Annotated in this window: 9 protein-coding genes; 3 read left to right on the top strand and 6 right to left on the bottom strand. The window is 68.6% G+C overall.

Annotated elements, in window-relative coordinates; genetic code table 11:
- Positions 1-45 precede the first annotated feature (45 nt).
- A complete protein-coding gene (locus OHA68_RS40435) occupies positions 46-480 on the bottom strand; it encodes a CBS domain-containing protein (protein ID WP_327104949.1) in 435 nt (144 codons plus the stop codon).
- Positions 481-892: 412 nt separating this feature from the next.
- On the opposite strand from OHA68_RS40435, the gene OHA68_RS40430 reads away from it, so the two are divergent.
- Positions 893-3,031, top strand: coding sequence for an ATP-binding protein (locus OHA68_RS40430; RefSeq protein WP_327104948.1), 2,139 nt, complete (start codon positions 893-895; stop codon positions 3,029-3,031).
- Positions 3,032-3,246: 215 nt separating this feature from the next.
- On the opposite strand, the gene OHA68_RS40425 is transcribed toward OHA68_RS40430, so the two are convergent.
- On the bottom strand, positions 3,247-6,348 hold the full coding sequence (locus OHA68_RS40425) for an AfsR/SARP family transcriptional regulator (RefSeq protein ID WP_327104947.1): 3,102 nt from the start codon (positions 6,346-6,348) through the stop codon (positions 3,247-3,249).
- Positions 6,349-6,617: 269 nt separating this feature from the next.
- Between OHA68_RS40425 and OHA68_RS40420 the strand changes: the two genes are divergently transcribed.
- Both OHA68_RS40420 and OHA68_RS40415 read left to right on the top strand, forming a co-directional pair.
- Complete coding sequence (locus tag OHA68_RS40420) at positions 6,618-7,841, top strand: hypothetical protein (protein ID WP_327104946.1); 1,224 nt, start codon at positions 6,618-6,620, stop codon at positions 7,839-7,841.
- The gene (locus OHA68_RS40415) at positions 7,838-8,776 is read left to right on the top strand and encodes a carbohydrate kinase family protein (RefSeq protein WP_327104945.1); all 939 of its coding nucleotides are present in this window, start codon (positions 7,838-7,840) and stop codon (positions 8,774-8,776) included. The genes OHA68_RS40420 and OHA68_RS40415 overlap by 4 nt, the downstream gene beginning before the upstream one ends.
- A 12-nt stretch (positions 8,777-8,788) precedes the next feature.
- On the opposite strand, the gene OHA68_RS40410 is transcribed toward OHA68_RS40415, so the two are convergent.
- The 4 genes from OHA68_RS40410 to OHA68_RS40395 are packed head-to-tail and all read right to left on the bottom strand — an operon-like array spanning position 8,789 to position 12,372.
- Positions 8,789-9,652, bottom strand: a complete 864-nt coding sequence (locus OHA68_RS40410; protein ID WP_327104944.1) for a TauD/TfdA dioxygenase family protein — start codon at positions 9,650-9,652, stop codon at positions 8,789-8,791.
- Positions 9,653-9,678: 26 nt separating this feature from the next.
- Positions 9,679-10,458, bottom strand: a complete 780-nt coding sequence (locus OHA68_RS40405; RefSeq protein ID WP_327104943.1) for an ABC transporter ATP-binding protein — start codon at positions 10,456-10,458, stop codon at positions 9,679-9,681.
- Positions 10,442-11,470 (bottom strand): taurine ABC transporter substrate-binding protein, encoded by a 1,029-nt coding sequence (locus OHA68_RS40400; RefSeq protein ID WP_327104942.1) that lies wholly within the window; start codon positions 11,468-11,470, stop codon positions 10,442-10,444. Before OHA68_RS40400 ends, OHA68_RS40405 begins: the two co-directional genes overlap by 17 nt.
- A 38-nt stretch (positions 11,471-11,508) precedes the next feature.
- Complete coding sequence (locus tag OHA68_RS40395) at positions 11,509-12,372, bottom strand: ABC transporter permease (RefSeq protein WP_327104941.1); 864 nt, start codon at positions 12,370-12,372, stop codon at positions 11,509-11,511.
- Positions 12,373-12,374 lie beyond the last annotated feature (2 nt).

Genomic DNA, 12,374 nt, shown 5'->3' with positions numbered 1-12,374 from the left:
GTATGAGCTGGGGCGAGCCTCGCGAGCGCGGCTCGCCCCAGGGCGTCAGGCCCGCGCGTAGATACGGTGCACGAACTCGGCGAGCTTGCTGTCGGGCAGCTCCTTGGCCAGGTCGGCCTCGGTGATCATGCCCACGATCCGGCGATTGTGGATCACGGGCAGCCGCTTGATCCGGTGCTGCTCCATCTTCTCCAGCGCCTCTTCGACGCTGTGCTCCGCCTCGACCCACACCAGCCCGCTGGCCAGCTCGCTCGCGGTGGTGCTGTCGAGGTCCTTGCCCTCGGCGCAGCACTTGATCACGATGTCGCGGTCGGTGATGATGCCCTTCAACCGGTCGTCGTCACCGCAGATCGGCAGCGCGCCGACCGACAGATCGCGCATCATCTGCGCAGCGGTACGCAGGCTGTCGTTCTCGCCGATGCACTGCGCACCTTGGTGCATCACATCCTGAACCGTCTTTCCGGCCCCTGCAGTGGTCATCTCCGCCTCCCCCAGAAGGTTTGTTGGACATGCTCCGGGGATCCCTACCCAGCTGAGAGCCGTTATTCGGCGTACACGACCGTACGCCGGCCCTCGGAAGGACCGGCGGCGGTCCGCAGTGGGAGATCTCGTACGGAATGATCTCCGCGAGGCCGAAGGCGCCCTGCAGGCTGGGCTGCGGCAGTCGTCCGGTCCCTCCTGGCAGCCCTTCCTTTCCCGGGGGAAGGAACTGAGGCCGGGCCTCGAAATTACGGTGGCAGTGGAATGCGGTGCGGCTGCCGTACATAATTGGTCGACGCATTGCGGTGCACTGGGGAACCGGCCATCGTGGCACCTGTGTCTTTACCCCGAGCCGCTTGATCCTCGACGATAGGACGCCGGGTTAAAGCAGGATTGGTGTCGAAGTGACGTGATGGCGAACCGAAATCTATCCGGAATGGTATATAACGATGTGACGGGGGTGGTTCACGGTTCGCTGGTGCAGGCACGTGACGTATTTGGCGGCATTCATTTTCATGAGGCGGCGTCATTACCGGCGCCTTGCCAGCTTCCGCCACGACCGCGCCTGGTCGATCGCGAAGCCACCATTGCTCAGCTCAACGCACTGCGGGAGGAAACGACGGATGTCCCGCTCACCGTGTTGCTGACCGGACCCGTAGGTGTGGGGAAGTCCGCGCTGTCCGTGGCCTGGGTGCACATGATGAGCCCGAATTTCCCGGACGGGCAGTTGTACGCCGATCTCCGCGGGCATTCCGGCGCCGGCCCGAGGTCTCCCCAGGAGGTGCTGGGCGACTTCCTGCACTCACTCGGCGTGCCGGCGGACCTCATACCGGGAGAGCCGGCGCGGCGGATCGCGCTGTACCGCACGGTGACCCGGGACCAGCGGGTTCTCCTTCTCCTCGATGACGCGATGACCGCCGCTCAGGTGCGGCCGCTTCTTCCGGCGTCGTCGATGAGTCTCACCGTGGTGACCAGCAGATACCGGCTGGCGGGCCTGCTGATGCAGGGAGTGCGTGGCGTGTACGTCGATCGGTTCGACGTCGAGGCGAGCCTTGCCCTGCTCCGCGACGCGCTGGGGAGCGAGCGGCTCGAACAGCAGCACGAGGCGGCGTCCGAAGTGGTCGAGTTGTGCATGCGGCTGCCGCTTGCCTTGAGCGTCGCGGCGGCCCGTCTGGCGGCGCGTCCGAGCTGGCCGCTCAGCGAGATGGTCACCGCGCTGGCCGAGGAGCAGCGGACCCTGGCAGCGTTGACGATCGGAGACGATGTGGCGCTACGCTCCGCGCTGGACCTCTCCTACCGCGCGCTCAGTCCCGACGCCGCCCGGCTGTACCGGCTGCTGAGCCTCATCCCCGGCGACAGGTTCGGCGGAGACGCGGTCGCGGCCTTGGCCGGCATCTCGAAGATGGAGTCGAGGCGGCTGCTGGGGGAGCTGACCGACGCGAACCTGCTGACCGACATACCCGATGGGCGCCTTCGCTTTCATCACGCGCTGGTACGGTTGCACGCCCTGCAGTTGGTCAGGGCGGAGGATTCCGAGGCCCAGGATCTCGCCGTCGGACGCCTGCTCGCCTGGTATCTCGCCACCGCCGCCTGCGCGGAACGCCGGCTGCGGCCGCACCGAACCCGGCTGCCCCGCGACGCCGAGCCGCCGCCCGCCGAGATCACGGACTTCGGCGGTCCGGAGGACGCGCTCCAGTGGCTGGAGTCCGAACGCGCGAACCTGAGCGCCGCCGTGTCCTTGGCGCACGAGCGCGGACGGGAGGTGACCGCCTGGCAACTCGCCGACAGCATGTGGGCCCTCTTCCTCTTCATGGGCCATCACGGGGAGCGGGTCGATGTGGAGGAGACGGGACTGGCCGCCGCCCGCGCGTGCGGGGATCCGTACGCGGAAGGGAAGATGCTGAACCGGCTGGGGCTGAGTCTCCATGCTCTCGGGCGCCATGATGAGGCCGTCGCGCGATTCGAGGAAGCGCTCGCGATCTGGCGGCGGCTCGGTGAACGGGAGAGGGAGATCGGTTCGCTGCGCAGGCTCGGACTGGTCGACGCCGGTCGTGGTGACCACGACGCGGCCATCGCCCGGCTCACGGACGCGAGCGTCGCCTACCAGGCGCTGGGCGCCGATCGGAAGACGGCTCTGGCGCTGATCGACCTCGCGGGCGTGCTCCTGGAGCAGGACCGTGGCCCGGACGCGGTGGTGCACCTGGAGCGTGCGCGGCAACTGCTGCGAGGTGTGGACGATGCATACAACCGAGCCCGGGTGGGCATCTTCCTCGGCCACGCGCATGCCGGTTCCGGAGATCATGACCGGGCGGACCGGGAACTGCACGCCGCGCTCAGGGCCATGGTTGAGTTGGGGTCTTCGGAGGGTAGGGCCGCCGCGCTGGAAGGGCTGGGGGACCTGGCTGAGCGCACCGGCCGGCAGGGCGAGGCGAGACGGAGGTACGAGGCGGCCCTGGAAACAATGGGACAAATTGGATCTATCGGATATATCCGAATAAAGGCGCGCCTTGAGTCATTGGGGCGTAATCCCAAGGTTCGCCGTGATAAATGAAACAGGCCGCCGTCCGAGGACGGCGGCCTAGATGGGGATGGTGCTGCTCAGGGCTGCAGTATCCCCATCATGATAGCGATGACCATGTATATCTGCATTTGTGCTCTTTCTCGACATGTGTGTACATAATCTGACACAGCCGTGTGCCTGATGTTTGGGAAGAATAACCGTAAATGGGGACTGGCCGCTACGTCGGTGCGCCAACTTTCGGCGTCTCAAGGCGTATCAAGGCGCACCTGCAGGGCCCGTGCTTCTGGCGCGTCGAGGCCCTCGAAGATCGCGAGGGCCTCGATCCACGGTTGCTGCGCGGCCTTCCTCCCGTGCATGCGGTGCAGCACGTCGCCAAGCCCTGTCAACACGCGCGCCTCAAGCAACGGATCGCGCAGCTTGCGGGTAAGCGCCAGTGCCCGCTCGTAGGTCTCCCTGGCAAGGGCGAACTGGCCGCTGCGCCGCTGGCTGTCGCCGATCCCCTGGAGCGCGCGCGACGATTCGTACGGGTCTCCTATGTCCTGCGCGAGAGAAAGCGCCTTCTGGAAATGGATCAGCGCTTCGGCATCGAGGTCCATGCCCAGATACGCCGATCCGATATTGTTGATGGTGTCGGCCTCATGGCGCGGGTCGCCGGTCTCCCGGTATATCGTCAACGCCTCCCGATAGAAGTGCAGGGCTTCTTTCCGGCGCCCTTCACGCTCAAGACAATTGCTGATGTTGTTGAGCGCGACCGCCTCGTTCTGGCGCCAGCCGGCTTCTCGCAGAATGGCGTGAGCTTCCCGGTAGAGCGTGAGTGCTTTTCCATAGTCACCGTGGCTGAAATGCATCTCACCCAGATTGTTCAGGACCATGGCCTTGGTGGCGACGTCGCCTGTTCCGTCGACGATCTCGAGTGAGGTCTCGAAGACCGCCATCGCCTCCTCCGCACGGCCCAGATACGACAGCGCGATCCCCAGATGCAGCAACGCATTGCCTTCGCCATGCAGGTCGCTGATCGCGCGGAACAGGGCAAGCGACTCTTCCGCGTAGGAGAGCGCCTCCCGATTGTGCCCGGAAAGCCATGACACGCGGGCGAGATGGTCCAGGGCGTCCGCCTCTCCACGGCGGTCGCCCAGCGCGCGGAAGTGGTCGAGGCCCCTGCCGGCGTGCTCGAAGGCCGCGGCGTATTGGCCGGTGCGGCTCCGTACCAGACTGAGCTCGAGCTCCACCAGGGCCTCGCTCTCGCGATCGCCGATTTCCTGACAGGTTCGGCGGGCGAGTTCGTGAAGGCGGGCGGCGTCCTCCCACTGCGCCGAGCGCTCCAGATAGGTCGCGGCGGTCCGGGAAAACTCGATCGCATGCGCGGGAAATCCATGCTCGGTGGCGTAATGCGCGCACATCAGGATGGTGGCCCGCTCGGCCCGCAGCCACTCGGCGGCGGAACGTGGAGTGTCCAGGGGCGGCGGATCGACAGCGGTGGCGATCGTCACCTCGGCACGGCGCCTGTGCGGATAGAGAAGGCGATCGGCCCGGTCCGCGGTCGTCAGGTAGAAATCGAGCAGCCGATGGACGGCGCGCCGCAGCTCCTGCGCGGGTTCCTCCTGGGTGGCACGTTCCCGGGCGTAGGCCCGCAGAAGATCGTGAAAGCGGACGCGGCCGGAAATCGACTCCTCCACGAGATGACGGTCGATCAACTCCTCCAGGGTGTGTTCCGCCTGGGTGAGATCGCAGCCGATCAGCGCGGCGGCCGCATCGGCGGTGAGATCGGCCCCGATGTGGAGGCCAAGGCGGCGAAACGCCCGCTGCCGCTCCGGCGACAGTTCCCGGTACGACAGATCGAACGCGGTGATGAGGTCGCTGTCTCCCGCGTACATCTCGGCCAGCTTGCCCATGGATCGTGACAGCTTCACCATCAGGTCTGCGACCCCGCGCGCCGGCCGGTGCCGCAGCTTGTACGCCATGATCGTGACCGCGAGGGGGAGATGCCCGCAGAGATCGACGAGCTGGTTGACGTCGCCGGCGTCGAGCTGCCGGTCTTGACCGACGATCCGCCGGAAGAGCAGGGCCGCCTCAGGTGGCATCAGCGCGTCCAAGGAGAACGGCCGCGCTCCCTCCAGACCGGCGAGCCGCCGCCGACTCGTGATCAGCACCAGGCAGCCGGGCTTTCCCGGGAGAAACGGTCTGACCTGGTCGGCGCCGGCCGCGTCGTCGAGCACGAGCAACATCCGGCGGTTGGTGAGCCGCGCTCGCCACAGCGCGGCACGCGACTCCAGGCCGTTCGGGAGCTTCTCCGGGTCCTCCCCCAGCAGCCGTAAGAGGACGTCAAGGCCTTGGACGGGATCGATCGGCGGCAGGTGAGGATCGTGGGCGCGAAGATGGAGGTACCACCGCCCGTCCGGATAGCGGTCCGCCAGTTCATGCGCCAGGTGGACGGCGAGTGCGGTTTTCCCGACACCGGCCATGCCGTCTATGGCCTGGATCGTCACCGTTGAAGGGGAGCGCTCCAACGCGTCGTACAGGTGATTCAGCGCTGCCTCTCGCCCGGTGAAGTCGGAGATGTCACGGGGGAGATTTTCGGTGAGCGGTCCCGGGGCAGCGTAGCGGCGCGCGGGAGGCGTGGCCAGCTCCGAATCTCCGCGCAGTATGCGCTCATAGGTTCCCCGCAGAGAAGGCCCCGGCTCGGCTCCCAGGTCTTCGACGAGGCGGTGACTGGCCCGATGGTGGGCCTCCAGCGCTTCACCCTGACGTCCGCAACGATAGAGGGCGACCATCAAATGCTCGACGAACGATTCGTCATAGGGATATCGGTGGACCAGGTCGTGCAGCTCACCGACCAGTTCGGCGTGACGGCCGGTGTCGAGCTCCATAGCCAGGCGCAAGCCGATCGCCGCTCGGTGATCGCTCTCCAGGCTCGTCCGTAACTTTGTCACCCATTCCCCGGACAAGCCGGAAAGAGGATCGCCGCGCCACAGTTTCTCCGCCTCCCGGAGCAGCAGCAGCGCGTCCTCTAGATTGCCGCTGGCCGAGATGGCCCGTGCTTGGGCGTTCAGCCGGTGAAAACGGTACAGGTCGATCGTTTGGGGGTCGGTTTCCAGCATGTATCCGCCGGAACGGTTGATCAGCCGGGCCCCGGTGTTGCCGAGTTGCCGGTGTAAACGGCGGCGCAGGCGTGCGATATAGGTGTAGATGCTCCCTGGTGCTTTTGCCGGGGGCGCGTCGCCCCACACTCGGTTGATCATGGTTTGAATGGGCACGAGCTGCCCAGGAGTCAGAAGGAGAACGGCCAGCACGTGCCGTTCCTTGGCCGAGCCGAACTTGCATGCCTCGCCACCGGCCTGTAACTCCACGGAGCCGAGTATTCGGAACTCCATGAATGTCCTTCCCGTGCTCAAGGGCCCTCGCCGCCAGTTTCCCGCAGACCTGGTTAACGGTCCATATGAAGCCGGTTGCCTGACTTAACTGCTTTACGGTTGTTGCAAGGTTTCGTCCAGAGACACGAAGGATTCTCGGATTAGGCCGTTGACCGGGGATACGGCCAGGTGCATGCGGCGATGCGAAACCGCGCCGTAGGTGACAGGGGGACGAAAATTCGATGTCGTGCTCAGAGGGATATCACGTGCCGGTGGGGCCGGACGCGCCGCGCTGGGTGACCCGCAGGAGCGGGCGGACGGTGCTGGTGATCGTCCATACGGTCACGTCAGGCCAGCGTCTCCTCGATGTTGTCCGCCTTCTCGCCGCCGACCTCCGCGTCCAGGTGGTCTTCACCATGGGCCCTGATGTCTTCAGTAACGGGGTGGCCGAGCTGCTCAGGCGCATCGGCGGCGTGACCCTGCCCTGGCACCTGGCCATCCGCGAGCGGTTCGACCTCGCCGTCTGCGCCGCCTACGGGGGAATCGAGGACGTTCACGCGCCGCTCGTGGTCATTCCGCACGGGGCCGGTTACGGCAAGCTGGTCAGTCGCCGCCTGGGCGGCGGTGTGGCCGCGGCTCGCGGAGTGTACGGGCTCAGCGCTCAGGAACTGGTCCGGGACGGCACGGTCATTCCGTCAGCCATCGTGCTCGCCCACGACGCGGAACGCCGGCGGCTGGCCCGCAACTGCCCAGAAGCCGTGGCGGTCGCCGAGGTCGTCGGCGACGCCTCCTACGACCGGCTGGTCGCCAGTTCCTGTGAACGTCGCGCCTATCGACGTGCCCTCCGGGTCCCGGACGAGCATGAGCTCGTGGTGCTGGCCTCCACCTGGGGACCGGATTCCCTGTTCGGCCGGCACGCCGGACTGTTCCGGCGCATGCTGACGGAGCTCCCCCGCGACCGCTACCGCGTCGCCGCCCTCCTCCATCCGAACATCTGGTTCGGCCATGGCGTCTGGCAGATCCGGACCTGGCTGGCCGACTGCCTGAGGGACGATCTCGCCCTGGTTCCACCCGAGGCGGACTGGCGTGGTGTCCTGGTCGCCGCCGACCACCTGGTGGGCGACCACGGCTCGACCTCGGTGTACGGCGCGGTATGCGGTGTCCCCGTCCTCCGGGTGGGCGATGCGGGAGACATGGTGGATCCGGAGTCCGCCGGAGGGCTCCTGGCGTCGGCGGCACCCCGGCTGCAGCTTGATCAGCCGTTGCCGGACCAGCTGCGTCGGGCTGCCGCCCACCATCATCCGGGACGGCACGCTCCGGTCGTCGCCCGGCTCACGTCGGCTCCGGGTCACTTCGATCGGAACATGCGGCGGCTGATGTACCGGCTGATGCTGTTGCCACAGCCCCTCACCGTGCCGAGAGCGGATCCGGTGCCGCCGCCTCAGCTGATCGGGTCGCTCGACCACCTGGACTCCGAGAAGATCACATGAGCAGCACGATCGTCGTAGCCGGGGTCACCAGCCTCTACATGGCCATGCCCGTGGCGGAGTTCCCGTTGCCGTACGCCTCGCAGAGGTTCCCCGAGTGGATGAGAGCCGAGGTGTCCGGGGCCGCTTGCCACATCGCCGGCACGCTGCGCACCTTCGGCGACGAGGCTCGCCTGTGCACCCTGGTGGGGAAGGACCTGGCAGGCGAGGCCATCGGCACGGCGCTGCGCGCGCGAGGGCTGTGGGGCCCGGGAGTGGTGACGGCGCCACGATCCTCTCTCGGTGTGGTGCTGGTGGCCTCGGACGGACGACGCTCAGGACATCCGTACGTCGCCGCCGTCAACACGGTCGAGTATCCGGTCGAGGTGTTCCGCCGCCTCGTCGAGGGCGCCGACCTCGCCGTGCTCACCAACACCGCGTTCGTCCGGCCGCTCCTGGGGGTCGCGCGTGAACGAGATGTGCCGATCGCGGTCGACGTTCACCTGATCACGGAGGTGGACGACGCGTACAACCGCCCCTGGCTGGAGGTCGCCGACGTCATCTTCTGCAGCCATGAACGGCTGTCCTGCTCTCCGAAGCGGTGGGTGGGGAAGATCTTCCAGCGTTATCCCGGGTGCGCTGTCGCCGCGGTCGGCCTTGGCGGGCGAGGATGTGTCATGGGCCTGGCCGACGGCGCCCTGATCGAGGTCGCGGCCGTCGCGCCCCGCGGTGTCGTGAGCACCGCGGGGGCCGGAGACGCGCTCTTCGCGTCGTTCCTGCACGGCTGGCTCGCCACGGGGAACCCCGTGGCGGCGCTTGAGGACGCGGTCCTGCATGCCGGCTGGAAAGTAGGTGACACGTTCCCGGGTGCGACCTCGCTGACGGCCGCCGAGCTGGCAAGGCTGCGGGACGGCCGGCCTGCCACCACTGTCCTCGGCCGCTGGGACACCGGCGAGTGACCGGGCGCGATGCTAGGCCGTCGGGCCGTAGGGCACGTCGCCGCGCAGGGTGATGCGGTGCATGACGCGGCGGGTGGTGCCGTAGTCGCGGTTGGCGTAGTGGGCGGTGCTGCGGTTGTCCCACATGGCGATGTCGCCCACGCTCCAGCGGTGCCGGACGATGTGCTCGGGCTTGGTGAGGTGGGCGTACAGCAGGTCCAGGATGGCGCGGCTCTCGGCCTCCGACACGCCGACGATGTGCGAGGTGAAGCCGGGGTTGACGAAGATGCCTCTGCGGCCGGTCTCGGGGTGGACGCGGATCACGGGGTGCTCCACCGGATCCAGTCGCGTGACGACCTCGCCGTCCCAGACGCTGCCCTTGCCGCCCCGGCGCTGGGCCAGGTAGTAGCCGAACTCCCGGTTGCCGTCGTGCACGGCGGTGAGCCGGTCGGCCAGCTCGCGCACGGGCGCGGACAGGGACTCGTAGGCGAGCTGGCTGTCGGCCCAGCTCGTGTCGCCCCCGGTGGCGGGCAGGATGACGGCGCGCAGGATCGAGCCGAGTGGAGGACGGGGCATGAAGGTGACGTCGGTGTGCCAGATGTCCGCGAAGCCGTTGTCGGCGCTGTCCAGCTCGTAGATCTCCGGATGCGCCTCGTCCACGCCGCCGACGACGGGGTGGGAGGCGGTCAGCTCGCCGAGCCGCCGGCCGAGAGCCACCTGGCCGTCGTCGTCGAGGTTCTGCCCGGGGAAGAAGAGCACCTTCCTGTCGATGAGCGCGGCCCGTACCGCGACCAGGTCGTCGTCGTGGGCGCTCGCCAGGTCCAGCCCGTCGACGCGGGCGCCGAAGTGCGGTCCGAGCGGGTGCAGCGTGATCTGGGCGGCGGTTCGCGTGGACATGGGGATCTCCTCTTTCGTCGCGGGTGTCAGGTGGCGGCGGTGCGCACGGCCTGGCTGACCGTGGCGCGCAGGGCGGCGTACTCGGGCAGGGCGCGCAGTTCGTCGGGCTCCAGACCGGTGCGGGGCAGGGGGATGTCGAGGTCGAGGGCGATCCGGCCGGGCCGCCTGGTGAGCACCACCACGCGGCTGCCGAGGAACACCGCCTCCTCGACGCTGTGCGTGACGAACACCGAGGTACGGCCGGTCTGCGCGCTCACCAGGCGCAGATCCTCCTGAAGCCGCTCCCTGGTGAGCGCGTCCAGGGCGGCGAAGGGCTCGTCGAGCAGGAGCAGCGGGTTGTCGCTCGCCAGCGCCCTGGCGATGGCGACGCGCTGCTGCTGGCCGCCCGAGATCTGCCAGGTCCGGCGGTGCGCGACGTCGCGCAGGCCCACGCGCAGCAGCAGCTCCGGGATGTGGCGGGCGCGCTCCGCACGAGGGACGCCCGCGTAGCGCAGGGCGAGCTCGACGTTGCCGCCCACGCTCTTCCAGGGGAAGAGCCGGGGCTGCTGGAAGACGATCCCGGCGCCTTTCCCTGGCGTGGGCGGGCTGTCACCGATCCGCACCCTGCCGGAGGTCGGCTCCTCGAAGCCCGCGATCAAGCGCAGGAGCGTGCTCTTGCCGCAGCCGGACGCCCCGACGATCACGAGGAACGATCCCGCGGGGACATCGAGCGAGAGCGGCCCCAGCGCGGTCACGGCGTCGGGGCCCGTGCCGTACACATGCTCGACCTCGTGTACGGAGACGGCGGCGTCAGGAGTCGAGGACACCGGGCAGGCCCTTGTTGTAGATGGCCCGCTGGACGGCGGCCAGGTCGGGCACGGCGTCGATCTTCTGCTGGTCCTTGAGGAACTGGGCCGCGCTGACCAGGTTCTGCGCCAGTGCGCCGGGTGCGCTCGGCGTCCCCAGCCATTCGGCGGACGCCAGGTCGGCGGGTTCGAGGAAGACTCCCTGGCTGAGCTGGTCCTTGGCGTCGGCCGCGGCCAGGTTCAGCTCGGCGCCCACGGCCGCGGCCGCCTCGCCGGGGTCGTCGGCGATCAGCTGGAGGGCCTTCGCCTCCACCTTGCGCCAAGCGTCGACCGCGTCCGGGTGCGCCTGGATGAACGCCGTGGACACCACGCCGAGGTCCAGGGTGGGCTTGCCCGCCGTGGCCAGTTCGCGGCTGCTGATGAGGGTCTTGCCGGTCTTCTTCACCTCCGCCAGGGTCGGCAGCCAGGTGTAGGCGGCGTCGATGTCGCCGCGCGTCCAGGACGCCAGGATGTCCTGCGGCTCCAGGTCGATGATGTTCACCTCCGACTCGGCCACGCCCGCCTGGCTCAGCGCGGCCAGCAGGCTGTAGTGCGAGGTGGAGGCGAAGGAGGTGGCGACCTTCTTGCCGCGCAGGTCCTTGACCGTGGCGATGCCGCTGCCGTTCCTGGCGACCAGGGCCTCGTTGTCACCCGCCACGTCCAGCACGAACGCCACCTGGTACGGGATGTTCAGCGGCGCGGAGAGCCCCCGGGCGACCGGGCTCGATCCGATGGCGGCGATGTCCACGCTTCTGGCCACGAAGGCGGTGTTGATGCTGGCGCCGGAATCGAACTTGGTCCACTGGATCGTGTAGTCGGGAAGCGCCTGCTCCAGCCATTTCTTGTTCTTCACGATGAGATCGCCGCTGGGGAACGCCTGGTAGGCGAGGCGGATGGTCTTGGCCTGCGTGGCGCCTCCGGTGGACGCGGTTCCGCTGCCGCACGCGGTCAGGGCCGCGGCGAGGACGAGGGGGAGCAGGAGCTTGAGGCGCATGGCGTGGTTCCTTGTCGGGGACGTACGGCGGCGCGGGCTCATGAATGGCCGCGCCAGGGGATCAGTCGCTGCTCGGCGGCCCGCAGCGCGCCGTCGATGAGCAGCCCCGAGATACCGATGGCGATCAGTCCGAGCACCACGACGTCGGTCTGCAGATAGCGCTGGGCGTCCCGGACCATGCCCCCGATGCCGGGCACCCCGTTGACGGTCTCGGCGGCGACCACGGACGAGTAGGCGATGCCGACGGCCAGGCGGACACCGGTGAAGATCTCCGGCAGCGCGTTGGGCAGCACGACGTCCCGGATGACGTCCCAGCGCGAGGCGCCCAGCGCGCCGGCCGCCTCGACCAGGTCCTTCGGCGCGCCGTGCACGGCGGCCGCCGTGGCCACCGCGACCGGCGGCAGCGCCGCGATGGCGAGCAGCCAGAGTTTCGGCGTCTCGTCGATGCCGAACCAGATGATGAGCAGGCTGAAGTACGCCAGCGGGGGTAGGGCCCGCACGAAGGTGACCACCGGCTCGGCCACGACGCGGATCCACGGCACGGTCCCGAGGATGACGCCCACGACCAGGCCCGCCGCCACGCCGATCGCGGAGCCGATCAGGATGCGGCGCAGGCTCACGCCCAGGTGCTCCACGAGGAGGCTGCCGCTGTAGCCGCGGATGCCGTCGTGGGTCGTGGACAGCCGCAGGAGTTGATCCCAGACCGCCCCTGGCGTGGGGATGAAGGAGGGATTGCGCGCCGCGGTGGCGGCCACCTGCCACAGGGCGAGCAGCGCGAGGACGGCGAGCACGCGTACCCCGAAGCGCCGGCCCGCCCGCCGGCGCGTCCTCGGCTCGGCCGCTCGCCGTCCGGGCGGACCGGTTCCGAGGCGTTCCGGAACGAGGGTGGGCGTGGGGTTCACCG

The organism is Nonomuraea glycinis (assembly GCF_035920485.1).
In the GTDB taxonomy this organism is placed as follows: Bacteria; Actinomycetota; Actinomycetes; order Streptosporangiales; family Streptosporangiaceae; genus Nonomuraea; species Nonomuraea glycinis.
The sequence above is the reverse complement of the archived record's forward strand: the minus strand, read 5'-3'. Positions and strand labels throughout refer to the sequence as shown.

What these genes read in the sequence shown, in the direction of transcription:
- OHA68_RS40415 (WP_327104945.1), top strand. Translation starts at nt 7,838, where the DNA reads ATGAGCAGCACGATCGTCGTAGCCGGGGTCACCAGCCTCTACATGGCC.
- OHA68_RS40435 (WP_327104949.1), bottom strand. Translation starts at nt 480, where the DNA reads ATGACCACTGCAGGGGCCGGAAAGACGGTTCAGGATGTGATGCACCAA.
- OHA68_RS40410 (WP_327104944.1), bottom strand. Translation starts at nt 9,652, where the DNA reads ATGTCCACGCGAACCGCCGCCCAGATCACGCTGCACCCGCTCGGACCG.
- OHA68_RS40400 (WP_327104942.1), bottom strand. Translation starts at nt 11,470, where the DNA reads ATGCGCCTCAAGCTCCTGCTCCCCCTCGTCCTCGCCGCGGCCCTGACC.
- OHA68_RS40430 (WP_327104948.1), top strand. Translation starts at nt 893, where the DNA reads ATGGCGAACCGAAATCTATCCGGAATGGTATATAACGATGTGACGGGG.